This is a genomic window from Pseudomonas sp. S34 (assembly GCF_009866745.1).
Classification (GTDB): Bacteria; Pseudomonadota; Gammaproteobacteria; order Pseudomonadales; family Pseudomonadaceae; genus Aquipseudomonas; species Aquipseudomonas jessenii.
Window position 1 is genome coordinate 5,883,214 of record NZ_CP019398.1, and the last position, 22,340, is coordinate 5,905,553.

Consider the following 22,340-nt stretch of genomic DNA (forward strand, 5'->3'; position numbering starts at 1 on the left):
TTGGTTTCCTTGTCATGACACTCCCGTCCGATCTGCCTGCCGAACTCGCCCACCGTGGCGTGCGCCCGGTCGATCGCCTCGGTTTTACCCTGTTTCTGGCAGCGCTAATCCACCTGGCCTTGCTGTTGGGGGTTGGGTTTGCAGTGGTCGAGCCCAAGCAGATCAGCAAAACCCTGGAAATCACCCTCGCCACCTTCAAAAGCGAAAAAAAGCCCGAGAAGGCCGACTTCCTGGCCCAGGAGAATCAGCAAGGTAGCGGCACCCTGGATAAAAAGGCGATTCCCAAGACCACCGAGGTCGCGCCGTTCCAGGACAACAAGGTACAAAAAGTCACGCCACCGCCGGCTGCCAAGCCTGAAGTGCAGGAAGCCCCGCCCAAGGCTGCCGTGACCACCGTGGCGCCGAAGCCGAAAAAAGCCCCCGCCAAGACCGAGGAGCCCAAGACCGAGGTAAAAACCCAGGTCCAGGCGCCGACCTTCGACAGCGAGCAATTGTCCAGCGACATCGCCAGCCTGGAAGCGGAACTGGCCGCCGAACAACAGCTGTACGCCAAGCGCCCGCGCATTCACCGCTTGAGCGCGGCCTCGACCATGCGCGACAAGGGCGCCTGGTACAAGGACGAATGGCGCAAGAAAGTCGAGCGCATCGGTAACCTCAACTACCCCGATGAAGCGCGGCGCAAACAGATCTACGGCAACTTGCGTTTGATGGTGTCGATCAACCGTGATGGCTCGTTGTATGAAGTACTGGTGCTGGAATCTTCAGGCCAGCCGCTGCTGGACCAGGCGGCGCAACGGATCGTCCGGCTGGCGGCACCGTTTGCACCGTTTACCGGGGACTTGTCGGATATTGACCGGCTGGAGATCATCCGCACCTGGAAATTTGCCCGAGGGGATAGACTCTCAAGCAATTGATTCACAGCAAACCCCCTGTGGGAGCGGGCTTGCTCGCGAATGCGGTCGGTCAATCAATATAGATGTAGACTGACACGACGTCTTCGCGAGCAAGCCCGCTCCCACATTTGATCCGTGTCGACAGCCAAATTGCGGCATCCCCAGCTTGTCAGTTCGCCCCTCGAACGCCACACTAGCGGTCATGAAAAACGTCAGCCCCAGCTACCTCAAGCATCAATTCCTGATCGCCATGCCGCACATGGCCGACCCGAACTTTGCGCACACCTTGACCTACATCGTCGAGCACACGGCCAATGGCGCCATGGGGCTGGTGGTCAACCGTCCGCAAGATCTGAACCTGGCCGATATCCTTGAGCAATTGCGCCCGGAAATCGAACCTCCAGCGCTCTGCCAGCATGTACCGATCTTCATCGGTGGCCCGGTGCAGACTGATCGCGGTTTCGTCCTTCACCCCAAGGGCCAGAGTTTCCAGGCGACCGTTGATCTGGAAGACGAGTTGGCCCTGTCGACCTCCCAGGACGTGCTGTTCGCCATCGCTGACGGCGTCGGCCCGGCAAAAAGCCTGATCGCCCTCGGCTACGCCGGTTGGGAAGCCGGGCAACTGGAGGCCGAACTGGCGCAGAACGCCTGGCTGAACTGCCCGTTCGACGCGGACATCCTGTTCAACACAAGCAGCGAACTGCGTCTGGAAGCGGCAGCCAAGCACCTGGGCGTCAACCTCAGCCTGCTGACCAGTCAGGCGGGGCACGCCTGATGGCCCTGAAGCTGATTCTGGGTTTTGACTACGGCACCAAACAGATCGGCGTTGCGGTCGGCCAGGTGATTACCGGTCAGGCCCGCGAGCTGTGCACCCTGAAGGCGCAGAATGGCATTCCTGACTGGAACCAGGTCGAAGCCCTCATAAAAGAGTGGAAACCCGATGCCGTGGTGGTCGGCCTGCCGTTGAACATGGACGGTACGCCCAGCGACATGTGCGCCCGCGCGGAAAAGTTCGCCCGGCGCCTGAACGGCCGCTTCAATTTGCCCTTCTATACCCACGATGAACGCCTGACCACCTTCGAGGCCAAGGGCGAACGCCTGGCTCGTGGCGGCCAGAAAGGCAGTTACCGCGACAACCCGGTCGATGCCATCGCCGCCGCCCTGCTGCTGCAAGGCTGGCTCGACGAAAACACCGCACTGTTTGAATCCTGAAGAGCCACTGTGCGTCTCTCTTAGCTACAACCCGAGCCACTTCCCGCACAGGCTGGCTCGGGCCCAAGAAGGAGCAACCATGAGCCTGCCCAATCCCGCCGAACTGATCAGCCAGATGGCGACCCGACTTGACGCCTATCTTGCCAAACGAGGCATCAGCGACCCGCGTTTCATCGGCATCCGCACCGGCGGCGTCTGGGTGGCCCAGGCTCTGCTCAACGAGCTGGGCAGCAATGCCCCCCTCGGCACCCTGGACGTGTCCTTCTACCGCGACGACTTCAGCCAGAACGGCCTGCACCCGCAGGTTCGCCCTTCGGCGTTGCCGTTCGAGATCGAAGGCCAGCACCTGGTGCTGATCGACGACGTGCTGATGAGCGGCCGGACCATCCGCGCCGCCATGAACGAACTTTTCGACTACGGCCGCCCGGCCAGCGTAACGCTGGTGTGCCTGCTGGACCTGGACGCCGGCGAACTGCCGATCCGCCCGAACGTGGTTGGCGCGACCCTGTCGCTGGCGGCCCACGAACGGGTGAAGCTGTCCGGTCCCGAGCTCGCGCTCGAACTGCAAGACCTCGCCCTTTAATTCGCCCTATTGAGAGTCCCCCTTGCGATGACGCCTCTAGAAACCAAGCGCCCGCTGCAGCTCAATGATCAGGGCCAGCTGCGCCACTTCCTCTCGCTCGACGGTTTGCGCCGCGAACTGTTGACGGAAATCCTCGACACTGCCGACTCCTTCCTTGAAGTCGGCGCCCGGGCCGTGAAGAAAGTCCCGCTGCTGCGCGGCAAGACCGTGTGCAACGTGTTCTTCGAGAACTCCACCCGTACCCGTACCACCTTCGAACTGGCGGCCCAGCGCCTCTCGGCGGACGTGATCACCCTCAACGTGTCGACATCGTCGGCAAGCAAGGGCGAAACCCTGCTCGACACCCTGCGCAACCTGGAAGCCATGGCTGCCGACATGTTCGTCGTGCGCCACGGCGATTCGGGTGCCGCGCACTTCATCGCCGAACATGTTTGCCCACAAGTGGCGATCATCAACGGCGGTGACGGCCGGCACGCTCACCCGACCCAGGGCATGCTCGACATGCTCACCATCCGCCGGCACAAGGGCGGGTTCGAAAACCTTTCGGTGGCCATCGTCGGCGACATCCTGCACTCGCGGGTTGCGCGCTCGAACATGCTGGCCCTGAAAACCCTGGGTTGCCCGGATATTCGCGTGATTGCGCCGAAAACCCTGCTGCCGATCGGCATCGAGCAATACGGCGTGAAGGTCTACACCGACATGACCGAAGGCCTGAAGGACGTTGACGTGGTGATCATGTTGCGCCTGCAGCGTGAACGCATGACCGGCGGCCTGTTGCCGAGCGAAGGCGAGTTCTACCGCCTGTTCGGCCTGACCACCGCGCGCCTGGCCGGCGCCAAGCCCGATGCCATCGTGATGCACCCGGGGCCGATCAACCGTGGCGTGGAAATCGAGTCTGCGGTGGCCGACGGCCCGCACTCGGTGATCCTCAACCAGGTGACCTACGGGATCGCCATTCGTATGGCGGTACTGTCCATGGCCATGAGCGGGCAGACTGCGCAACGCCAATTCGAGCAAGGCCAATTCGAGCAGGAGAAAGCCCAGTGAAGCTCAGCATTCTCGGCGCCCGCGTGATCGATCCGGCCAGCGGCCTGGATCAAGTGACCGATATCCACATTGAAGCCTGCAAAGTCGTCGCCCTTGGCGCGGCGCCAGCCGGTTTTGTCGCCGTCGACACGATTGACGCCAAAGGCCTGGTGGCCGCTCCCGGCCTGGTCGACCTCAACGTTGCCCTGCGCGAGCCGGGTTACAGCCGCAAAGGCTCGATTGTCAGCGAAACCCGCGCGGCGGCGGCTGGCGGTGTGACCAGCCTGTGCTGCCCGCCAAAGACCAAACCGGTGCTGGACACCTCGGCGGTGGCCGAACTGATCCTCGACCGTGCCCGCGAGGCCGGCAACACCAAAGTCTTCCCGATCGGCGCCCTGAGCAAAGGCCTGGACGGTGAACAGCTGGCAGAGCTCGTAGCATTGCGCGATGCCGGTTGCGTGGCCTTCGGCAACGGCCTGGAGAGTTTCCGCAACACCCGCACCCTGTGCCGCGCGCTGGACTACGCAGCTACTTTCGACCTGACGGTGATTTTCAACTCCCAGGATTACGACCTGGCCGAGGGCGGCCTGGCTCACGAAGGCCCGACCGCCAGCTTCCTTGGTCTGCCGGGCATCCCGGAAAGCGCTGAAACCGTCGCCCTGGCCCGGGATCTGCTGCTGGTTGAACAGACCGGCGTGCGCGCGCACTTCAGCCAGCTCACCAGCGCACGCGGCGTAGAGTTGATCGCCCAGGCCCAGGCCCGGGGCCTGAAGGTGACAGCGGATGTCGCCCTGTACCAGCTGATCCTGACCGACGAAGCCCTGATCGACTTCAGCAGCCTGTATCACGTCCAGCCACCGCTACGCACCCGCGCCGACCGCGACGGCCTGCGCGCAGCGGTGAAGTCGGGCGTGATCTCGGCCATCTCCAGTCATCACCAACCCCATGAGCGTGACGCCAAACTGGCACCGTTCGGCGCGACCGAGCCAGGCATCAGCAGCGTTGAACTGCTATTGCCACTGGCAATGACCCTTGTCGAAGACGGCTTGCTGGACCTGCCGACACTGATCAAGCGCCTGAGCGCCGGCCCTGCAGAGGCCCTGCGCCTGCCGGCAGGCAAACTGGCGGTAGGTGGCGCGGCGGACATCGTGCTGTTCGACCCTGCGGCCTCGACCGTGGCCGGTGAAACATGGCTGTCCAAGGGCGAAAACTGCCCGTTCATTGGCCACAGCCTGCCGGGTGTGGTGCGTTACACCCTGGTGGATGGACGGATCAGCCACCAGGCTTAAGACCGCGTCGCCTGCATTCGCGAGCAAGCCCGCTCCCACATTGGTTCTGCGATGAACACAGTATTTGTGAACACCAAAGATCAAATGTGGGAGCGGGCTTGCTCGCGAAGACGATTTAGAAGGCGCCTCTATTCTGCGCATTACGCACAGAAACCTGGTCATTCAACGTCCAGAAGTCATACAGCACCCCGAGAAAGAACAACCCGCCCGTCAACAGGTACAGCAACCCGCTGATCCATTTCCCCTGATACATCCGGTGCACGCCGAACACCCCGAGAAACGTCAGCAGGATCCACGCCACGTTGTATTCGACGGGGCCTGCGGTGAACCGCAGGTCCGCTTCACGGTCCATGGACGGGATCAGGAAAAGGTCGATCAGCCAACCGATCCCCAGCAAGCCGAAGGTGAAGAACCAGATCGTCCCGGTCACCGGCTTGCCGTAATAGAAGCGGTGAGCCCCGGTAAAACCGAAAATCCACAGCAGGTAACCGATCACTTTGCTGTGGGTGTCTTGCTGCTGGACAGCCTGTTGATAGGGGTTCATGAATGACCTCGATTCATACGATAGATAAATATTCTTTAATTCTTTGTGACTTTTTTACAGGCACCCGACGTATGGCAAGTGCTACCTTCACTCCCGTCAAAGCCTTGTAACACCGGACTCCTGTCCGACAATTGCACCATTTTGCCGCTTTTTTGCCACCATTGCCCCCCGGATTGAATCGACCAACGGCCTCGGAAGCGGCAAAAAAGCTGTTATAAAGTTGCGCGCTAACCTATTAAGAGCCTTGCCTAATGCGTTCATTTTTCAAGACATGGCTAACCATTTGCCTTTTGATGCCACTGGCCGCCCACGCCACCAATCGTGAGCAACGTCTTCCAAACGTTAATGGTTACACCCCAAAATCCCATGCCTCTGCTCCTTCGAGCAAAGACAAGAAATCCGCTAAATATGCTCCAAGCCTGGCCAGCAGCAAAAGCGGCCTGGTTCCACCGATGGGCACCAAGGAAAGCAGCGACGTGCTTAGCCGCGCCGTGAACGTCCTCGGTACCCCTTATCGTTGGGGCGGCAGCAGCCCAAGCAAAGGCTTCGATTGCAGCGGCCTGGTGAAATACGCGTTCAACGACGCCACGTTCGACCTGCCACGCACCTCCAACGCCATGGCCAGCGGTCATGGGGAGAAAGTCGATCGCAACGACCTGAAGCCGGGCGACCTGATTTTCTTCAACATCAAGAGTCGTCGGGTCAATCACGTTGCCATTTACCTGGGTAACGACCGCTTCATCCACGCACCACGTCGTGGCAAGTCGGTGTCCATCGACACTTTGAAGAAACCGTACTGGGAAAACCACTACGTGGTTGCCAAGCGGGTTCTGCCGAAAGAACAGAATGCGTTGCGGGTTGTTCAGCGCTGATTTCAGCGCCCTGAATCCGCATCGAACATGATGACCCCATCGCGAGCAAGCTCGCTCCCACAGGATTGATGCAGTCCATGTGGGAGCGGGCTTGCTCGCGAAGAGGCCCTTGAAAGCACCTCAAATCCTCCTCAAAAATTATCCGGCGACCGCGCCTTCTCCCGCGCATGGTCACGACTGACCAACCCCTTGGTCACCAGGTCCTTCAAGCTCATATCCAGCGTCTGCATCCCCAACGACCCTCCCGACTGAATCGCCGAGTACATCTGCGCCACCTTGTCCTCGCGGATCAGGTTCCGGATCGCCGATGTTCCCAGCATGATCTCGTGGGCCGCGACGCGTCCGCCGCCGATTTTCTTCACCAGGGTCTGGGACACCACCGCCAGCAGCGACTCGGAGAGCATCGAGCGCACCATCGACTTCTCGTCCCCCGGAAACACATCGACCACCCGGTCGATGGTTTTCGCCGCCGATGTGGTGTGCAGCGTGCCGAACACCAGATGGCCGGTTTCGGCCGCGGTCAACGCCAGGCGAATGGTTTCCAGATCGCGCATCTCCCCCACCAGGATCACATCCGGGTCTTCCCGCAGTGCCGAACGCAAGGCGGTGGCGAAACTACGGGTATCACGATGGACTTCACGCTGATTGATCAGGCATTTGCGCGACTCGTGAACGAACTCGATGGGGTCTTCGATGGTGAGGATGTGGTGATGACGATGGGTATTGAGGTAATCGATCATCGCCGCCAGCGTGGTGGACTTGCCGGAACCGGTCGGGCCGGTTACCAGCACCAGGCCACGGGGAGCGTCGGTCATCTTGCGGAACACGTCGCCCATGCCCAGTTCATCCATGCTCTGCACTTTCGCCGGGATGGTGCGAAACACCGCGCCCGCGCCACGGTTCTGGTTGAACACATTGACCCGAAAACGCGCCACGCCGGGTACTTCAAAGGAAAAGTCGGTTTCCAGTTGTTTTTCGAACTCCACCCGCTGGGCGTCATTCATGATGGCATGGATCAGAGTCTGCACCTGTTGGTGATCCAGGGCCGGCAAATTGATGCGTCGCACATCACCGTCGACGCGAATCATTGGCGGCAGGCCGGCGGACAAGTGCAGATCGGATGCCCCCTGTTTGGCGCTGAATGCCAGCAGCTCAGTGATATCCATAGCGCCTCTCAATTCCAGTAGAATGCCGCGAACCTTCAGACCGCTGGCGCCTCTTGATGTCCACCATAGCAGACAACATTCTTCAGGTTAGTTCGCGCATACATGCTGCAACACTTGCCGCGAACCGCGCCGAAAACAGCGTCCAGTTGCTGGCTGTGAGCAAGACCAAACCCGCTCAAGACCTGCGTGAAGCCTACGCCGCCGGCCTGCGCGACTTTGGCGAGAACTACCTTCAGGAAGCGTTGGGCAAGCAACTCGAACTGGCCGACCTGCCCTTGATCTGGCACTTCATCGGCCCCATTCAATCGAACAAGACTCGCGCTATCGCCGAGCACTTCGACTGGGTACATTCCGTGGATCGCCTGAAAATCGCACAACGGCTGTCCGAACAACGTCCCGCCGATTTGCCGCCCTTGAACATCTGCATTCAGGTCAATGTCAGCGGCGAGGCCAGCAAGTCCGGCTGCACACCGGCCGATCTGCCGGCCCTGGCCAACGCCATCTGCGCCCTGCCGCGCCTGAAACTGCGCGGGTTGATGGCAATCCCCGAGCCGACGGAAGATCGCGCCACCCAGGATGCCGCTTTCGCTACCGTGCAAAGCCTGCAAGCCAGCCTGAACCTGCCGCTCGACACACTTTCCATGGGCATGAGCCACGATCTCGAATCGGCCATCGCCCAAGGCGCTACCTGGGTGCGGATCGGTACCGCCCTGTTTGGCGCCCGCGACTACGGCCAGCCTTGAAAAATGGCTGACTCTTCTCTTTATAAGGACCTGACATGAGCAAGACACGTATTGCCTTTATCGGTGCCGGCAACATGGCCGCCAGTCTGATCGGCGGCCTGCGGGCCAAGGGTCTGGAAGCGGCACAGATCCGCGCCAGCGATCCGGGCGAAGAAACCCGTGCCCGCGTGAGCGCTGAACACGGCATAGAAACCTTTGCCGACAACGCCCAGGCCATCGACGGTGCCGACGTGGTCGTGCTAGCGGTCAAACCCCAGGCGATGAAAGCCGTGTGCGAAGCCATTCGCCCAAGCCTCAAGCCCCATCAACTGGTGGTTTCGATTGCCGCAGGCATCACCTGCGCCAGCATGAACAACTGGCTCGGCGCCCAGCCGATCGTGCGCTGCATGCCCAACACCCCGGCGCTGGTGCGTCAGGGTGCGAGCGGCCTGTTCGCAACAACCGAAGTGTCAGCCGAACAGCGTCAGCAGGCCCAGGAACTGCTGTCCGCGGTGGGCATCGCCCTATGGCTGAATGACGAGCAGCAATTGGATGCCGTCACCGCCGTTTCCGGCTCGGGCCCGGCGTATTTCTTCCTGCTGATCGAGGCCATGACCGCCGCCGGGGTGAAACTCGGCCTGCCAGCGGACATCGCTGCGCAACTGACCTTGCAAACCGCCCTGGGCGCCGCACATATGGCAGTCTCCAGCGACGTCGACGCGGCCGAGTTACGCCGCCGTGTTACCTCGCCTGCCGGCACCACGGAAGCTGCAATCAAGTCGTTCCAGGCCAATGGCTTTGAAGCCTTGGTCGAAAAAGCACTCGGCGCTGCCGCGCATCGCTCGGCCGAGATGGCCGAACAACTGGGTCAATAAGGAGCTTTTCATGATTGGATTGAATACCGCAGCGGTCTACGTGCTGCAAACCCTCGGCAGCCTGTACCTGCTGATCGTGCTGATGCGTTTCGTACTGCAACTGGTGCGGGCGAACTTCTACAACCCGATCTGCCAGTTCATCGTCAAGGCCACCCAGCCGCTGCTCAAGCCGCTGCGCCGGATCATCCCAAGCGTGTTCGGCCTGGACATGTCCTCGCTGGTGCTGGCGATCCTGGTGCAACTGGCGCTGATGGCCCTGACCCTGCTGCTGACCTACGGCACCATCGGCAACCCGCTGCAATTGCTGATCTGGTCGATCATCGGCGTGACCGCGCTGTTCATGAAGATTTTCTTCTTCGCCCTGATCATCAGCGTGATCCTGTCCTGGGTCGCCCCGGGCAGCCATAACCCGGGCGCCGAACTGGTGAACGACGTCTGCGAACCGGCCCTGGCGCCGTTCCGCAAGTTCCTGCCGAGCCTGGGCGGCCTGGATCTGTCGCCGATCTTTGCGTTCCTGGCACTCAAGCTGATCGACATGCTGGTGATCAACAACCTCGCCGCCATGACCATGATGCCGCAAATCCTCCGCGTGTTGATCTGACCCGGTGAGCTGGTTTCGCTGGGACGGTGACGACCTGATTTTGGAGTGTCACCTGCAACCGGCAGCCCGCAGTGATGACTTCTGCGGGCTGCACGGCGATCGCCTGAAGATCCGCCTGACCGCGCCGCCGGTCGAGGGCAAGGCCAACGCGCATCTGATGGCGTTTCTGGCCAAGGCCTTTGGCGTGTCCAAGAGCCAGGTCAGCCTGATCAGTGGCGAGTTGAACCGGCAGAAACGGGTGCGAATCTGCTCGCCGAAGAAGTTGCCGGACTTGCCTGATCTGGTGCGTCCCGCAGGCTGACCGCGTCATCGTTCATCGCGAGCAAGCTCGCTCCCACATGGACCGCATCAATCCTGTGGGAGCGGGCTTGCTCGCGAAGGCCGCACCGCGGTTCTGCTGAATGAAATCAGGCCCGATCGTTGCTTGCCGCTAACCCCAGCGGTCTTTAGACTTACGCCTCATTTCAATGAGAGCAGGGTCGATGCCAGCTGCCTTTCCCCCCGATTCTGTTGGTCTGGTGACGCCGCAAGTGGCGCACTTCAGCGAACCCCTGGCGTTGGCCTGCGGTCGCTCGCTCCCGGCCTATGACCTGATCTACGAAACCTACGGCACGCTCAACGCCACGGCGAGCAACGCCGTGCTGATCTGCCACGCCCTGTCCGGCCATCACCACGCCGCCGGCTACCACAGCGCCGACGACCGCAAACCCGGTTGGTGGGACAGCTGCATCGGTCCCGGCAAGCCGATCGACACCAGCAAGTTCTTCGTGGTCAGCCTGAACAACCTCGGCGGCTGCAACGGCTCCACTGGCCCGAGCAGTATCAACCCGGACACCGGCAAGCCGTTCGGCGCCGACTTTCCGGTATTGACCGTGGAAGACTGGGTGCACAGTCAGGCGCGCCTGGCAGATCGTCTCGGCATCGCCCAGTTCGCGGCCGTGATCGGCGGCAGCCTCGGCGGCATGCAGGCGATGCAATGGAGCATCACTTACCCTGACCGCATCCGTCACTGCCTGGCCATCGCCTCGGCACCCAAGCTGTCGGCGCAGAACATCGCGTTCAACGAAGTGGCGCGCCAGGCGATCCTCACCGACCCGGAATTCCACGGCGGTTCGTTCCAGGAACACAACGTGATCCCCAAGCGCGGCCTGATGCTGGCGCGGATGGTCGGGCACATCACCTACCTGTCCGACGACTCCATGGGCGAGAAATTCGGCCGCGGGCTCAAGAGCGAGAAGCTCAACTACGACTTCCACAGCGTCGAGTTCCAGGTGGAAAGCTACCTGCGCTATCAGGGCGAAGAGTTCTCCGGGCGCTTCGATGCCAACACCTATCTGTTGATGACCAAAGCGCTCGATTACTTCGATCCGGCGGCGAACTTCGACGATAACCTGGCAAAAACCTTTGAAGGCGCCAAGGCCAAGTTCTGCGTGATGTCGTTCACCACCGACTGGCGCTTCTCCCCTGCCCGCTCGCGGGAACTGGTGGACGCACTGATGGCCGCGCGCAAGGACGTCTGTTACCTCGAGATCGACGCTCCGCAAGGCCACGACGCCTTCCTGATTCCGATCCCGCGCTACCTGCAGGCATTCGGCAATTACATGAACCGCATTACGTTGTGAGAAAGCCATGAGAGCTGATCTGGAAATCATCCAGGAATGGATCCCCGCCGGCAGCCGCGTGCTCGACCTCGGGTGCGGCGATGGCGAACTGCTGACCTGGCTGCGCGATAACAAGCAAGTCACCGGTTATGGCCTGGAAAACGACGCCGACAATATCGCCGAGTGCGTGGCCAAGGGCATCAACGTCATCGAACAGGACCTGGACAAGGGCCTGGGCAACTTTGCCAGCAACAGTTTCGATGTCGTGGTCATGACCCAGGCGCTGCAAGCGGTGCACTACCCGGACAGGATCCTCGAGGAAATGCTGCGCGTCGGTCGCCAGTGCATCATCACCTTCCCCAACTTCGGCCACTGGCGGTGCCGCTGGTACCTGGCGAGCAAGGGCCGCATGCCGGTTTCCGAGTTCCTGCCGTACACCTGGTACAACACTCCGAACATTCACTTCTGCACCTTCGCCGACTTTGAAGCCTTGTGTCGCGAACGTGAAGCGAAGGTCATTGATCGGCTGGCCGTGGATCAACAGCATCGGCACGGGTGGGCCAGCAAGCTATGGCCTAATCTGTTAGGTGAGATCGGTATCTACCGCGTCAGCAGTCCGGGACTTTCCGACCACAAGGTCGCGGTCTGATCCACCCTACTTCAAGGAGAACGATCATGGGTCGTCTAGCGTTGTTTCTACTCACTGCCTGCCTGAGCGTCACCGCCATGGCCGCCGACGCCATCAAGAGCGAACGCAAGGAAACCTTCGGTGACGTGACGGTGCACTACAACACCTTCAACTCCACCTACCTGCTACCGGACGTTGCCAAGGCTGCCCAGCTGACCCGCAGCAAGGATCAGGGTGTGATCAACATTTCGGTGATCAAGGCCGGCACGCCGATGGCGGCCGACGTCAGCGGCACCGTCAAAGACCTGACCAGCCAAAGCTACACACTGAACTTCAAGCAGGTCACCGAGCAAGGAGCGATTTACTACATCGCCCAATACCCGGTACCGCAGCAGGAAATCCGCACCTTCAACATCAAGGTGCAGACCGGCGACAAGATCAACACCATCAATTTCAACCAAGAGCTCTTCCCTGGCCAATGATCAACTTCACGCAACTCGTACTGGCCAGCCATAACGCCGGCAAACTCAAGGAACTCCAGGCCATGCTCGGCGAGTCGGTGCACCTGCGCTCGATCGGCGAGTTCAGCAGCGTCGAGCCCGAAGAGACTGGTTTATCGTTCGTCGAGAACGCCATCCTCAAGGCCCGCAATGCCGCGCGCATTTCCGGCCTGCCGGCGCTGGCCGACGATTCCGGGCTGGCGGTGGATTTCCTTGGCGGCGCGCCCGGTATCTACTCGGCGCGTTATGCCGATGGCAAGGGCGATGCGGCGAACAACGCCAAGCTGCTCGACGTGTTGAAAGACGTGCCTGAAGCCGAACGTGGCGCGCAGTTCGTATGCGTGCTGGCACTGGTGCGCCACGCCGATGATCCGTTGCCGATCCTCTGCGAAGGTTTGTGGCACGGGCGAATCCTGACCCAGGCCAGCGGCGAACACGGTTTTGGCTACGACCCGCTGTTCTGGGTGCCGGAGCGCGATTGCTCCAGCGCCGAACTGAACCCAGGCGACAAGAACCAGATCAGCCACCGCGCCCGTGCAATGGATCTGCTGCGCCAGCGTCTGGGCTTGAAATGACCCGTGAATCATCCGCTTCGCCGCTGATCTTCGGCGGCGATGCTCTATCGCCTCGGGCGGCCCTGCCAGTGCTGCCGCCGCTGGCGCTGTATATCCACATCCCGTGGTGCGTGCGCAAATGCCCTTATTGCGACTTCAACTCCCACACCGCCAGCCCCGTGCTGCCGGAAGAAGAGTACGTCGACGCATTGCTCGCCGATCTCGATCAGGACCTGCACGCCGTTTATGGTCGTGAGCTGAGCTCGATTTTCTTTGGTGGCGGCACGCCAAGCCTGTTCAGCGCTGATTCGCTGGGTCGCTTGCTCAAAGGCGTCGAACAGCGCATTCCGTTTGCCAGCGACATCGAAATCACGCTGGAAGCCAATCCGGGGACGTTCGAGCAAGACAAGTTCGTGGCGTACCGGAAACTGGGGATCAATCGCCTGTCGATCGGTATTCAGAGCTTTCAGCAAGAAAAGCTCGAGGCCCTGGGACGGATTCACAACGGTGACGAAGCCGTACGCGCCGCCGGTATGGCGCGGCAGGCCGGGTTCGACAACTTCAACCTGGACTTGATGCATGGCTTGCCGAATCAGTCCCTGGACGATGCCTTGGCCGACCTGCGCACAGCCATCGCCCTGAAACCGACTCACCTGTCGTGGTATCAACTGACCCTGGAACCGAACACAGTATTCTGGAACCAGCCACCGACTCTGCCGGAAGACGACACGCTGTGGGACATTCAGGAGGCAGGGCAAGCACTGCTGGCTGAACATGGTTACGCGCAATACGAAGTCTCGGCCTATGCCCTGCCCGGTCGCCCGGCGCGCCACAACCTCAATTACTGGAGTTTTGGCGACTTCATTGGCATCGGCGCCGGCGCCCATGGCAAGCTCAGCCATCCGGACGGGCGCATCATTCGCACCTGGAAGACCCGCCTGCCCAAGGATTACCTGAATCCGGCGAAAAGCTTTAAGGCCGGCGAGAAAGCGCTGACCAATGAAGAGATGCCGTTCGAGTTCCTGATGAACGCGCTGCGCCTGACTGAAGGCGTCGAATCACGGCTGTACCCGGAACGTACCGGCATGACGCTGGAAAGCCTCGCTGAAGGCCGCCGTGAAGCCGAACAAAGCGGCCTGTTGCAGGTCGAACCTTCACGTCTTGTAGCCACAGAGCGCGGACAACTCTTCCTCAACGACTTGCTGCAGAAATTTCTGACATAAGGAAATCGAATGGATTTGGTACTCGACCTGCTTGCCACTGTGTCTCGCTGGAGCCGCAGCAACCTCTCGGAAATCGCCCTGGCCCTGGTGGGCTGCCTGCTGGTGCTGTTTGGTGCGGATTTCAAAGGCTGGGTCGAGCAACGCCTGGGCAGCATCGCCGGCGCCTTGCGCGTACCGCTGATGTCACTGCTGTGCATGGTTGGTAGCGGTGCGGCACTGATCTATGCCACGCCCTGGGTCGTGCGCGGCTTGAGCCAGTTCAACAACTACAGCCTGGCGCCGGTGTTGTTGGTGGTGCTGGTGTTGATTGGCGTGGTCGCTGACCGCCGCTGATCTCAGCCACACCCTAAAACAACTGTGGGAGCGGGCTTGCTCGCGAAAGCGGTGTATCAGACAACATTAATGTCGACTGACACGACGCCTTCGCGAGCAAGCCCGCTCCCACATTTTTTACCGTGTAAGTGTTAAGCCAGCTTCTCGAACTTCAGATCCCACACCCCATGCCCAAGACGCTCGCCACGGCGTTCGAACTTGGTGATCGGGCGCTCGGCCGGGCGTGGTACGCACTTGCCGTCTTCGGCGAGGTTGCGGTAACCCGGCGCAACGTTCATCACTTCCAGCATGTATTCGGCGTACGGTTCCCAGTCGGTGGCCATGTGCAGAATGCCCCCAACCTTCAACTTGCTGCGCACCAACTCAGCGAAGGACGCCTGAACGATACGACGCTTGTGGTGACGGCTCTTGTGCCACGGGTCCGGGAAAAACAGCATCAGGCGATCGAGGCTGTTATCGGCCACGCAGCGGTTGAGCACTTCGATCGCATCGCAATCGTAGACCCGCAGGTTGGTCAGGCCTTGTGTCAGCACGCCATTGAGCAGCGCTCCGACACCCGGACGGTGAACCTCAACGCCTATGAAATCCTGATCCGGCGCAGCCGCTGCCATTTCCAGCAGCGAATGGCCCATGCCGAAACCGATTTCCAGCGAGCGCGGTGCCGAGCGACCGAACACCTGGTCGAAATCCACCGGCGCGTCGGCCAGCGGCAGCACGAACAGCGGAGTGCCCTGCTCCAGGCCCTTTTGCTGGCCTTCGGTCATGCGCCCGGCGCGCATCACGAAACTCTTGATGCGGCGGTGTTGGCGCTCGTCGCCTTCTTCCGTCTGGATAGGCGTGTCGTTCGATTCAGTCATCAATGGCTCTTACTTGATCAGACCATCCAGCGGCGAAGAGGCGCTGGCATAGAGTTTTTTCGGCATACGGCCGGCGAGGTAGGCCAGGCGGCCTGCGACGATCGCGTGTTTCATGGCTTCGGCCATCATGACCGGCTGCTGGGCGTGGGCGATGGCCGAGTTCATCAGCACCGCATCACAACCCAGTTCCATGGCGATAGTGGCGTCGGAAGCGGTACCGACACCGGCATCCACCAGCACCGGGATCTTGGCTTCTTCGAGGATGATCTGCAGGTTATATGGATTGCAGATCCCCAAACCGGAGCCGATCAGACCGGCCAGCGGCATCACCGCGATGCAACCGATTTCCGCCAACTGACGGGCGATGATCGGATCATCACTGGTGTAGACCATCACGTCGAAGCCTTCCTTGACCAGCGTTTCGGCGGCCTTCAGGGTTTCGATCACGTTGGGGAACAGGGTTTTCTGATCCGCCAGCACTTCCAGCTTGACCAGGTTGTGGCCATCGAGCAGCTCACGAGCCAGGCGGCAGGTGCGCACAGCCTCGATAGCGTCATAGCAACCGGCGGTGTTCGGCAGGAAGGTGTAGCGATCCGGCGACAGCACTTCGAGCAGGTTCGGCTCGCCCTCGATCTGGCCAAGGTTGGTGCGGCGCACGGCGAAGGTGACGATCTCGGCACCCGAGGCTTCGATGGCCAGGCGGGTTTCTTCCATGTCACGGTACTTGCCGGTACCGACCAGCAAACGCGACTGGTAAGTACGACCGGCCAGGACGAAAGGCTTGTCGCTGCGAACGATGCTCATGGGAAATCCTCTGTAGGGGTGAGGTACTTGCAGAATTCTGTGGCCACTGGGGCGAGGCTGCTAGCCGCCGCCGATGGCGTGCACCACTTCGACGTTGTCGCCGTCGTTCAACGTGGTGTCTGCGTGCTGACTGCGCGGGACGATATCCAGATTGAGTTCGACCGCCACCCGGCGTCCGGTCAGGTCCAGACGGGTCAGCAGGGCCGCAACGGTTTCACCGTCGGGCAGTTCAAAGGATTCGCCGTTCAACTGAATGCGCATGCCGGATGCCGCCATCATTTTTAGGGGCTGGCATTCTAGCCCGATCGTGACCTAAAGGTCAGCAATAAGCGTCAAGTGGTCAGCGGCAAGCGCCAGGCGGCGAGGCCCAGGCAGAGCCAGCCCGCGAGGAAGGCCAGGCCGCCGAACGGGGTGACGATGCCTAGCTTGCTGATACCGGTCAGCGTGAGCACGTACAGGCTGCCGGAGAACAGCAGGATGCCGATGGCAAAGGATGCGCCGGCCCACGTGAGCAAACGGCCGGGAATCTGCGTGGCCAGCAGCGCCACGCCCAGCAGCGCCAGGGTGTGCACCAGTTGGTAAGTGACGCCGGTATGAAAAATCGTCAGATATTCAGGTGTCAGACGGTTTTTCAGGCCATGGGCGGCAAAGGCCCCGAGGCCGACACCGGTGAAGCCGAAAAAAGCGGCCAGCATCAGAAAGCCACGCAGCATGCAGAACTCCAGTCAGTTTCGATCCAAAGGGTCTGTATAATGGCCCGCTCAACGGGTTCGGCCAAGCCATCTCTATGCTGCGTATCTATTTCCGTCATTTCTCCAAGGCCGTGCTCTGGTTCATGGGTGGCAGCGTATTGCTGGTGCTGATCTTTCGCGTGGTGCCGCCACCGGGGACGACGCTGATGGTCGAGCGCAAGATCGAATCCTGGTTTGACGGCGAACCCATCGACCTGCAACGGACCTGGAAACCCTGGGACGAAATCTCCGATGACCTGAAAGTCGCGGTGATTGCCGGCGAAGACCAGAAATTCCCGGAGCACTGGGGCTTCGATATCGGCGCGATTCAGGCGGCGTTTGCCCATAACGAGCGCGGCGGTTCGATCCGTGGCGCCAGTACCCTCAGCCAGCAAGTCTCGAAAAACCTGTTCCTGTGGTCTGGCCGCAGCTGGCTGCGCAAAGGCCTGGAAGCCTGGTTCACCGGACTGATCGAAGTGTTCTGGCCCAAGCAACGGATTCTTGAGGTGTACCTCAACAGTGTCGAGTGGGATGACGGCGTGTTTGGCGCCGAAGCGGCGGCCCGGCATCACTTTGGCGTGAGCGCCAGGAACCTCAGTCGTCAGCAATCGAGTTTGTTGGCCGCCGTGCTGCCCAACCCTCGCGTGTGGAGTGCGAGCCATCCGACCGCTTACGTGGCGCGACGTGCAGGCTGGATACGACGGCAGATGAGCCAACTGGGCGGGGACAGCTATCTGGTGGGGCTCAATGATTCACGCCGCGCGCCTTGGTCTCAATAAAACGACACCTTCCCCTGTAGGAGCGAGCCCGCTCGCGAAAAACCCAAGGGCACCGTTGGGCATCTGGCTTTACGCGTTATCGTTCACGACCATCGCGAGCAGGCTCGCTCCTACAGGGATTGGGGCGCGAATCAGGATTAGTAGGCACAAACAAAAACGCCCCGATCAATGATCGGGGCGTTTTTTATTGCCTGCTCGCCAGTTACGCAGCGATCGACAACTTGAGCTTGTTCATCGCGCTTTTCTCAAGCTGACGAATACGCTCGGCCGACACGTTGTACTTCTGCGCCAGGTCGTGCAGCGTGGCTTTTTCTTCCGCCAGCCAGCGCTGGTAGAGGATGTCACGGCTGCGGTCGTCCAGCACTTCCAGCGCTTCGTGTAGGTTGTGGTTGGAGTTGTCGCTCCAGTCGGCATCTTCCAGTTGACGGGCCGGATCGTACCGGTGGTCTTCCAGATAGTTGGCCGGCGACTGGAATGCACTGTCGTCGTCCGCTTCGGCAGCCGGGTCGAAGGCCATGTCATGGCCGGTCAGGCGGCTTTCCATCTCGCGTACTTCCCGAGGCTCTACACCCAGGCTTTCCGCTACGCGATGGACTTCTTCGTTGTTCAGCCAGGCCAGACGCTTCTTCTGGCTGCGCAGGTTGAAAAACAACTTGCGCTGAGCCTTGGTGGTCGCGACTTTCACGATGCGCCAGTTGCGCAGGATGAACTCGTGGATTTCCGCCTTGATCCAGTGCACGGCAAAGGACACCAGGCGCACGCCCATTTCCGGGTTGAAGCGCTTCACGGCCTTCATCAGGCCGACGTTGCCTTCCTGGATCAGGTCAGCCTGAGCCAGGCCGTAGCCGGAATAGCTACGGGCGATATGTACGACAAACCGCAGGTGGGCGAGCACCATCTGCCGAGCCGCCCCCAAATCCTGCTCATAATAGAGACTCTCGGCCAGTTCACGCTCCTGCTCCGGCGACAGCAGTGGAATGCTGTTGACGGTGTGCACATAGGCCTCCAGGTTCGCACCCGGGACCAGAGCATATGCAGGTTGCAAAGAATTGGTCATACGAAAAAACCTCCGACTTACAAACTCGTGCAGTTCAGCACTGCGAAAATTGACCGGAAACCGAAAGACAAGTTCCCTAAAACCCAAAAACGCTGAAAGGTCAATACGAGCAAAATGATACTACTTAGGCGCAAGCTCCCTCAGGTGGCGTGCGACTGCAATCCATGCACCGATATACCCCAACAGCACCGCGCCAAGCAAGAGAGACAGACCGTCGGCAACTGGCACTCCAGCCAGCGCAAAATCACTGCCGTACAAACCGGCCAGCCCCACCACCGCGTCGTTCAGCCAATCAAGGCCGAACGCCAGAACGCCCCAGGACAGAATCCCCGCACCGAAGCCATACAGCGCACCCATATACAGAAAGGGCCTGCGCACATAGCTGTCAGTGCCGCCGACCAGTTTAATCACTTCTATCTCTGTGCGGCGGTTTTCAATATGAAGACGAATGGTATTGCCTATCACCAAAAGTAATGCAGAAACCAGAAGCACGGTCAGACCGAAGACAAAACGGTCACCCAGCTTGAGGATGGCTGCCAGACGCTCGACCCAGACTAAATCAAGTTGCGCCTGTTGTACCTTCGGCAGCTCGGATAGTTTTTGTCTTAATGCTTCAAGGGCCGGCTTGTCGACTTCAGTCGGCGTCACCAGGACCACGCCCGGCAGCGGGTTCTCCGGCAACTCCTTGAGCGCCTCGCCCAGCCCGGACTGTTGCTGGAACTCTTCCAGCGCCTGATCCCGGCCAACGTATTCGGCCTCGGCGACGCCAGGCATGCCCTTGATCTGATCGCGCAGCGCTTCGCCTTCGGCCGGCTTAGCCTCAAGATCCAGATACAGGGAAATCTGCGCCGCACGCTGCCAGGAACCACCCAGACGCTCGACGTTACTTAGCAAAAGTGACAGCCCCATGGGCAAACTCAGTGCTACCGCCATCACCATGCAGGTGAAAAAACTGCCGATAGGCTGCTTGCCCAGGCGGCGCAGGCTGTCCACCAGACTGGCGCGATGACTTTCGATCCAGGCGCGGAACAACGTGGCAAAGTCCGGCCCGTCGTCATCGTCGTGTTTTTTCTTTTGCGGCTGCGGATCGGCGGCCTTCGGGGCCACACGCTCGGAAACCTTGGGGCTACGTGTTGCACTCATACCGCAGCCTCCCCGTCACCGATCAATCGACCGCGCTGCAAGGTCAGCATGCGATGGCGCATGCGGGCGATCAGGGCCAGGTCGTGACTGGCGATCAGCACGCTGGTCCCCAGGCGATTGATGTCTTCGAACACACCCATGATCTCGGCGGCCAGGCGCGGGTCGAGGTTACCGGTCGGCTCATCCGCCAGCAGCAAGGCCGGACGATGAACGATGGCGCGGGCGATGCCGACGCGCTGCTGCTGACCGGTGGACAGGTCACCCGGGTACAGATCGGTTTTATCCGACAGCGCCACGCGCTCCAGTGCCGAGTCCACGCGCTTGGCGATCTCGGCCTTGGACAGCCCCAGGATCTGCAAAGGCAACGCGACGTTATTGAACACCGTGCGATCGAACAGCAACTGGTGATTCTGGAACACCACGCCGATCTGCCGACGCAAGAAAGGAATCTGCGCGTTGCTGATGGTGCTCAGGTCTTGCCCGGCGAGCAGCAACTTGCCGCTGGTCGGGCGTTCCATCGCCAGCAACAGGCGCAACAGCGTGGATTTACCGGCGCCGGAATGACCGGTGACAAACAAGAACTCGCCACGACGGACTCGAAAGCTCAGCTCATGCAAGCCGACGTGACCGTTCGGGTAGCGCTTACCGACCTGTTCGAAACGAATCATGAACGCTCCCGCTCGGCAAACAATGCCTGGACAAAGGGTTCTGCTTCAAAGGTACGCAAATCGTCGATGCCTTCGCCGACGCCAATGTAGCGGATCGGCAGGCCGAATTGCTTGGCCAGGGCGAAAATCACCCCGCCTTTGGCGGTGCCGTCGAGTTTGGTCAGCGCCAGGCCGGTCAGTTCGACGGTCTGGTTGAATTGCTTGGCCTGGTTGATGGCGTTCTGGCCGGTACCGGCGTCAAGCACCAACAGCACTTCGTGAGGTGCGTCAGCGTCGAGCTTGCCAATCACCCGGCGAACCTTTTTCAGCTCTTCCATCAGGTTGTCTTTGGTGTGCAGGCGGCCGGCGGTGTCGGCGATCAGCACATCGATGCCACGGGCCTTGGCGGCCTGCACGGCGTCGAAGATCACCGAGGCCGAGTCGGCACCAGTGTGCTGCGCGATCACCGGGATCTTGTTGCGCTCACCCCATACCTGCAATTGCTCCACTGCTGCGGCACGGAAGGTGTCGCCGGCGGCGAGCATGACTTTCTTGCCTTCCAGCTGCAGTTTCTTCGCCAGTTTGCCGATGGTGGTGGTCTTGCCGGCACCGTTGACGCCGACGACCAGAATCACGAACGGCTTGTTTTGCGAGGCGATTTTCAGCGGCTGCTCGACAGGCTTGAGCATCGCTGCCAGCTCGGCTTGCAGGGATTTGTACAGGGCATCGGCATCGGCCAGCTCCTTGCGCGCAACCTTCTGCGTCAGGCGCTGAATGATCACCGAGGTGGCTTCGACGCCCACGTCGGCGGTCAGCAAACGGGTTTCGAGGTCTTCGAGCAACTCGTCATCAATGACCTTTTTGCCCAGGAACAGGCTGGCCATGCCTTCGCCGATACTGGCGCTGGTCTTGGACAGGCCCTGCTTGAGGCGGGCGAAGAAACCGGCTTTGGTTTCTTCGGTGCGTACCGGCTCGACCGGGGCTTCGACGGGCGCCGCGATCGGCTCAGGAATCGGAGCGGGTGCCGGTGCTTGAGCAACCGGAGCAACCGGAGCAACCGGAGCAACCGGAGCAACGAATACCGGAACCTCTGGCTGACTGACAACGGGCACAGGCTCGGCCACGACGACTGGCTGAACAATCGGTTCGACCACAGGCGCGTGAACCGGTGCAGGCGTAAACGCTGCCGGAGCCGGAATCGGTGGTGTCACGTGAGGAGCCAGGTCATTTTCGACCAATGCCACGGGTTCTTCGGCTACTGGCAGGGTCAACCACGGTTCGGCCGTCGGGACCGGAGGCTGTTCGGTGACGATTTCGCTGACTGGCTGGGGAACGGCTTCAACCTTGGGTTGCAGCGACGGCTCGGCAATCGGCAGAACAACCGGCGCGGGCGTTTCTTCTATTACCGGGACCGGCGTCGGCGCAGGTTCAGGAATGGCTTGTGGCTGTTCGACGACGGGTTCCTGCGGCTTTTTGCGCAGCCATCCGAACAGGCTTTTCTTCTCGCCAGCCGCAGCTGGGGTCTTCTTGTCGTCGTTGGAACCAAACATGGAGGACGGCTATCTCACGGTAGCGACGCGCCAATGGCGCCCCGGCAATTAAATATTCGATGCAGAACAGACTGCGATTGACCCAGCTTGTTCACGCGCAACATTTTGTCGAGGTGCGAACGGCACCTCACGGAAACGTTTTTACGAAGG

Annotated in this window: 28 protein-coding genes; 18 read left to right on the forward strand and 10 right to left on the reverse strand. The window is 60.7% G+C overall.

Annotated features, from left to right (window positions below; translation table 11 throughout):
* Window positions 1-14: 14 nt before the first annotated feature.
* The 6 genes from PspS34_RS26400 to PspS34_RS26425 all read left to right on the forward strand — a co-directional run bounded on the left by PspS34_RS26400 (window position 15) and on the right by PspS34_RS26425 (window position 5,003).
* Window positions 15-914 carry an energy transducer TonB gene (locus PspS34_RS26400; protein WP_057712923.1) on the forward strand — a complete coding sequence of 300 codons (900 nt, stop codon included), beginning with the start codon at window positions 15-17 and terminating at the stop codon, window positions 912-914.
* A gap of 181 nt (window positions 915-1,095) precedes the next feature.
* Window positions 1,096-1,668, forward strand: a complete 573-nt coding sequence (locus PspS34_RS26405; protein ID WP_057712922.1) for a YqgE/AlgH family protein — start codon at window positions 1,096-1,098, stop codon at window positions 1,666-1,668.
* Entirely contained in the window at window positions 1,668-2,105 is a 438-nt protein-coding gene (gene ruvX, locus PspS34_RS26410; RefSeq protein ID WP_056726497.1) for a Holliday junction resolvase RuvX, read from the forward strand. Before PspS34_RS26405 ends, ruvX begins: the two co-directional genes overlap by 1 nt.
* A gap of 79 nt (window positions 2,106-2,184) precedes the next feature.
* Window positions 2,185-2,688 (forward strand): bifunctional pyr operon transcriptional regulator/uracil phosphoribosyltransferase PyrR, encoded by a 504-nt coding sequence (pyrR, locus tag PspS34_RS26415; RefSeq protein ID WP_102670634.1) that lies wholly within the window; start codon window positions 2,185-2,187, stop codon window positions 2,686-2,688.
* Between the two features lie 27 nt (window positions 2,689-2,715).
* A complete protein-coding gene (locus tag PspS34_RS26420) occupies window positions 2,716-3,735 on the forward strand; it encodes an aspartate carbamoyltransferase catalytic subunit (protein WP_046039254.1) in 1,020 nt (339 codons plus the stop codon).
* Window positions 3,732-5,003 (forward strand): dihydroorotase, encoded by a 1,272-nt coding sequence (locus tag PspS34_RS26425; protein ID WP_057712920.1) that lies wholly within the window; start codon window positions 3,732-3,734, stop codon window positions 5,001-5,003. The genes PspS34_RS26420 and PspS34_RS26425 overlap by 4 nt, the downstream gene beginning before the upstream one ends.
* A gap of 115 nt (window positions 5,004-5,118) precedes the next feature.
* On the opposite strand, the gene PspS34_RS26430 is transcribed toward PspS34_RS26425, so the two are convergent.
* Window positions 5,119-5,547, reverse strand: coding sequence for an NINE protein (locus tag PspS34_RS26430; RefSeq protein ID WP_090451942.1), 429 nt, complete (start codon window positions 5,545-5,547; stop codon window positions 5,119-5,121).
* Window positions 5,548-5,798: 251 nt separating this feature from the next.
* Between PspS34_RS26430 and PspS34_RS26435 the strand changes: the two genes are divergently transcribed.
* Entirely contained in the window at window positions 5,799-6,419 is a 621-nt protein-coding gene (locus tag PspS34_RS26435; protein ID WP_057712918.1) for a C40 family peptidase, read from the forward strand.
* 131 nt (window positions 6,420-6,550) lie between these two features.
* Here PspS34_RS26435 and PspS34_RS26440 read toward each other — a convergent pair whose 3' ends face one another.
* Complete coding sequence (locus tag PspS34_RS26440) at window positions 6,551-7,585, reverse strand: type IV pilus twitching motility protein PilT (RefSeq protein ID WP_154860967.1); 1,035 nt, start codon at window positions 7,583-7,585, stop codon at window positions 6,551-6,553.
* Window positions 7,586-7,641: 56 nt separating this feature from the next.
* Between PspS34_RS26440 and PspS34_RS26445 the strand changes: the two genes are divergently transcribed.
* The 10 genes from PspS34_RS26445 (at window position 7,642) to PspS34_RS26490 (ending at window position 14,622) form a co-directional block, all read left to right on the forward strand.
* Window positions 7,642-8,328 carry a YggS family pyridoxal phosphate-dependent enzyme gene (locus tag PspS34_RS26445; RefSeq protein ID WP_057712916.1) on the forward strand — a complete coding sequence of 229 codons (687 nt, stop codon included), beginning with the start codon at window positions 7,642-7,644 and terminating at the stop codon, window positions 8,326-8,328.
* A gap of 35 nt (window positions 8,329-8,363) precedes the next feature.
* Window positions 8,364-9,182, forward strand: coding sequence for a pyrroline-5-carboxylate reductase (gene proC / locus PspS34_RS26450; RefSeq protein ID WP_090451947.1), 819 nt, complete (start codon window positions 8,364-8,366; stop codon window positions 9,180-9,182).
* A gap of 10 nt (window positions 9,183-9,192) precedes the next feature.
* Complete coding sequence (locus PspS34_RS26455; RefSeq protein ID WP_057712914.1) at window positions 9,193-9,783, forward strand: YggT family protein; 591 nt, start codon at window positions 9,193-9,195, stop codon at window positions 9,781-9,783.
* Between the two features lie 4 nt (window positions 9,784-9,787).
* Complete coding sequence (locus tag PspS34_RS26460; protein WP_090451949.1) at window positions 9,788-10,084, forward strand: DUF167 domain-containing protein; 297 nt, start codon at window positions 9,788-9,790, stop codon at window positions 10,082-10,084.
* Between the two features lie 181 nt (window positions 10,085-10,265).
* Complete coding sequence (locus tag PspS34_RS26465) at window positions 10,266-11,405, forward strand: homoserine O-acetyltransferase (RefSeq protein ID WP_008046479.1); 1,140 nt, start codon at window positions 10,266-10,268, stop codon at window positions 11,403-11,405.
* Between the two features lie 7 nt (window positions 11,406-11,412).
* Window positions 11,413-12,033 (forward strand): methionine biosynthesis protein MetW, encoded by a 621-nt coding sequence (metW, locus tag PspS34_RS26470; protein WP_056726485.1) that lies wholly within the window; start codon window positions 11,413-11,415, stop codon window positions 12,031-12,033.
* Between the two features lie 26 nt (window positions 12,034-12,059).
* The gene (locus PspS34_RS26475; RefSeq protein ID WP_057712913.1) at window positions 12,060-12,494 is read left to right on the forward strand and encodes a DUF4426 domain-containing protein; all 435 of its coding nucleotides are present in this window, start codon (window positions 12,060-12,062) and stop codon (window positions 12,492-12,494) included.
* Window positions 12,491-13,087 (forward strand): RdgB/HAM1 family non-canonical purine NTP pyrophosphatase, encoded by a 597-nt coding sequence (rdgB, locus tag PspS34_RS26480; RefSeq protein WP_154860966.1) that lies wholly within the window; start codon window positions 12,491-12,493, stop codon window positions 13,085-13,087. The genes PspS34_RS26475 and rdgB overlap by 4 nt, the downstream gene beginning before the upstream one ends.
* A complete protein-coding gene (gene hemW, locus PspS34_RS26485; protein WP_154860965.1) occupies window positions 13,084-14,289 on the forward strand; it encodes a radical SAM family heme chaperone HemW in 1,206 nt (401 codons plus the stop codon). Before rdgB ends, hemW begins: the two co-directional genes overlap by 4 nt.
* Before the next feature lie 9 nt (window positions 14,290-14,298).
* The gene (locus PspS34_RS26490) at window positions 14,299-14,622 is read left to right on the forward strand and encodes a DUF3392 domain-containing protein (protein WP_102670623.1); all 324 of its coding nucleotides are present in this window, start codon (window positions 14,299-14,301) and stop codon (window positions 14,620-14,622) included.
* A 131-nt stretch (window positions 14,623-14,753) separates the two neighbouring features.
* Here the strand turns inward: PspS34_RS26490 and trmB are convergent, their stop codons facing one another.
* The 4 genes from trmB to PspS34_RS26510 all read right to left on the reverse strand — a co-directional run bounded on the left by trmB (window position 14,754) and on the right by PspS34_RS26510 (window position 16,996).
* Window positions 14,754-15,479: a tRNA (guanosine(46)-N7)-methyltransferase TrmB gene (gene trmB / locus PspS34_RS26495; RefSeq protein ID WP_057712910.1), complete on the reverse strand. Its 726-nt coding sequence runs from the start codon at window positions 15,477-15,479 to the stop codon at window positions 14,754-14,756.
* Window positions 15,480-15,488: 9 nt separating this feature from the next.
* Window positions 15,489-16,283, reverse strand: a complete 795-nt coding sequence (locus tag PspS34_RS26500; RefSeq protein ID WP_007975390.1) for a thiazole synthase — start codon at window positions 16,281-16,283, stop codon at window positions 15,489-15,491.
* A 60-nt stretch (window positions 16,284-16,343) separates the two neighbouring features.
* On the reverse strand, window positions 16,344-16,544 hold the full coding sequence (thiS, locus tag PspS34_RS26505; RefSeq protein ID WP_007953386.1) for a sulfur carrier protein ThiS: 201 nt from the start codon (window positions 16,542-16,544) through the stop codon (window positions 16,344-16,346).
* A 71-nt stretch (window positions 16,545-16,615) separates the two neighbouring features.
* A complete protein-coding gene (locus PspS34_RS26510) occupies window positions 16,616-16,996 on the reverse strand; it encodes a DUF423 domain-containing protein (RefSeq protein WP_057712909.1) in 381 nt (126 codons plus the stop codon).
* A gap of 74 nt (window positions 16,997-17,070) precedes the next feature.
* On the opposite strand from PspS34_RS26510, the gene mtgA reads away from it, so the two are divergent.
* The gene (gene mtgA / locus PspS34_RS26515) at window positions 17,071-17,793 is read left to right on the forward strand and encodes a monofunctional biosynthetic peptidoglycan transglycosylase (RefSeq protein ID WP_154860964.1); all 723 of its coding nucleotides are present in this window, start codon (window positions 17,071-17,073) and stop codon (window positions 17,791-17,793) included.
* Between the two features lie 202 nt (window positions 17,794-17,995).
* On the opposite strand, the gene rpoH is transcribed toward mtgA, so the two are convergent.
* From rpoH to ftsY, 4 genes are all read right to left on the reverse strand, one after another.
* Window positions 17,996-18,850 carry an RNA polymerase sigma factor RpoH gene (rpoH, locus tag PspS34_RS26520; protein ID WP_007975386.1) on the reverse strand — a complete coding sequence of 285 codons (855 nt, stop codon included), beginning with the start codon at window positions 18,848-18,850 and terminating at the stop codon, window positions 17,996-17,998.
* Between the two features lie 120 nt (window positions 18,851-18,970).
* A complete protein-coding gene (gene ftsX / locus PspS34_RS26525) occupies window positions 18,971-19,993 on the reverse strand; it encodes a permease-like cell division protein FtsX (protein ID WP_057712907.1) in 1,023 nt (340 codons plus the stop codon).
* Window positions 19,990-20,661 (reverse strand): cell division ATP-binding protein FtsE, encoded by a 672-nt coding sequence (gene ftsE, locus PspS34_RS26530; protein WP_007975383.1) that lies wholly within the window; start codon window positions 20,659-20,661, stop codon window positions 19,990-19,992. Before ftsE ends, ftsX begins: the two co-directional genes overlap by 4 nt.
* The gene (ftsY, locus tag PspS34_RS26535) at window positions 20,658-22,190 is read right to left on the reverse strand and encodes a signal recognition particle-docking protein FtsY (protein WP_150814821.1); all 1,533 of its coding nucleotides are present in this window, start codon (window positions 22,188-22,190) and stop codon (window positions 20,658-20,660) included. Before ftsY ends, ftsE begins: the two co-directional genes overlap by 4 nt.
* Window positions 22,191-22,340 lie beyond the last annotated feature (150 nt).

What these genes read in the sequence shown, in the direction of transcription:
- PspS34_RS26400 (WP_057712923.1), top strand. Translation starts at nt 15, where the DNA reads ATGACACTCCCGTCCGATCTGCCTGCCGAACTCGCCCACCGTGGCGTG.
- PspS34_RS26405 (WP_057712922.1), top strand. Translation starts at nt 1,096, where the DNA reads ATGAAAAACGTCAGCCCCAGCTACCTCAAGCATCAATTCCTGATCGCC.
- ruvX (WP_056726497.1), top strand. Translation starts at nt 1,668, where the DNA reads ATGGCCCTGAAGCTGATTCTGGGTTTTGACTACGGCACCAAACAGATC.
- pyrR (WP_102670634.1), top strand. Translation starts at nt 2,185, where the DNA reads ATGAGCCTGCCCAATCCCGCCGAACTGATCAGCCAGATGGCGACCCGA.
- PspS34_RS26420 (WP_046039254.1), top strand. Translation starts at nt 2,716, where the DNA reads ATGACGCCTCTAGAAACCAAGCGCCCGCTGCAGCTCAATGATCAGGGC.
- PspS34_RS26430 (WP_090451942.1), bottom strand. Translation starts at nt 5,547, where the DNA reads ATGAACCCCTATCAACAGGCTGTCCAGCAGCAAGACACCCACAGCAAA.
- PspS34_RS26435 (WP_057712918.1), top strand. Translation starts at nt 5,799, where the DNA reads ATGCGTTCATTTTTCAAGACATGGCTAACCATTTGCCTTTTGATGCCA.
- PspS34_RS26440 (WP_154860967.1), bottom strand. Translation starts at nt 7,585, where the DNA reads ATGGATATCACTGAGCTGCTGGCATTCAGCGCCAAACAGGGGGCATCC.
- PspS34_RS26445 (WP_057712916.1), top strand. Translation starts at nt 7,642, where the DNA reads ATGTCCACCATAGCAGACAACATTCTTCAGGTTAGTTCGCGCATACAT.
- proC (WP_090451947.1), top strand. Translation starts at nt 8,364, where the DNA reads ATGAGCAAGACACGTATTGCCTTTATCGGTGCCGGCAACATGGCCGCC.
- PspS34_RS26455 (WP_057712914.1), top strand. Translation starts at nt 9,193, where the DNA reads ATGATTGGATTGAATACCGCAGCGGTCTACGTGCTGCAAACCCTCGGC.
- PspS34_RS26465 (WP_008046479.1), top strand. Translation starts at nt 10,266, where the DNA reads ATGCCAGCTGCCTTTCCCCCCGATTCTGTTGGTCTGGTGACGCCGCAA.
- metW (WP_056726485.1), top strand. Translation starts at nt 11,413, where the DNA reads ATGAGAGCTGATCTGGAAATCATCCAGGAATGGATCCCCGCCGGCAGC.
- PspS34_RS26475 (WP_057712913.1), top strand. Translation starts at nt 12,060, where the DNA reads ATGGGTCGTCTAGCGTTGTTTCTACTCACTGCCTGCCTGAGCGTCACC.
- rdgB (WP_154860966.1), top strand. Translation starts at nt 12,491, where the DNA reads ATGATCAACTTCACGCAACTCGTACTGGCCAGCCATAACGCCGGCAAA.
- hemW (WP_154860965.1), top strand. Translation starts at nt 13,084, where the DNA reads ATGACCCGTGAATCATCCGCTTCGCCGCTGATCTTCGGCGGCGATGCT.
- PspS34_RS26490 (WP_102670623.1), top strand. Translation starts at nt 14,299, where the DNA reads ATGGATTTGGTACTCGACCTGCTTGCCACTGTGTCTCGCTGGAGCCGC.
- trmB (WP_057712910.1), bottom strand. Translation starts at nt 15,479, where the DNA reads ATGACTGAATCGAACGACACGCCTATCCAGACGGAAGAAGGCGACGAG.
- PspS34_RS26500 (WP_007975390.1), bottom strand. Translation starts at nt 16,283, where the DNA reads ATGAGCATCGTTCGCAGCGACAAGCCTTTCGTCCTGGCCGGTCGTACT.
- thiS (WP_007953386.1), bottom strand. Translation starts at nt 16,544, where the DNA reads ATGCGCATTCAGTTGAACGGCGAATCCTTTGAACTGCCCGACGGTGAA.
- PspS34_RS26510 (WP_057712909.1), bottom strand. Translation starts at nt 16,996, where the DNA reads ATGCTGCGTGGCTTTCTGATGCTGGCCGCTTTTTTCGGCTTCACCGGT.
- mtgA (WP_154860964.1), top strand. Translation starts at nt 17,071, where the DNA reads ATGCTGCGTATCTATTTCCGTCATTTCTCCAAGGCCGTGCTCTGGTTC.
- rpoH (WP_007975386.1), bottom strand. Translation starts at nt 18,850, where the DNA reads ATGACCAATTCTTTGCAACCTGCATATGCTCTGGTCCCGGGTGCGAAC.
- ftsX (WP_057712907.1), bottom strand. Translation starts at nt 19,993, where the DNA reads ATGAGTGCAACACGTAGCCCCAAGGTTTCCGAGCGTGTGGCCCCGAAG.
- ftsE (WP_007975383.1), bottom strand. Translation starts at nt 20,661, where the DNA reads ATGATTCGTTTCGAACAGGTCGGTAAGCGCTACCCGAACGGTCACGTC.
- ftsY (WP_150814821.1), bottom strand. Translation starts at nt 22,190, where the DNA reads ATGTTTGGTTCCAACGACGACAAGAAGACCCCAGCTGCGGCTGGCGAG.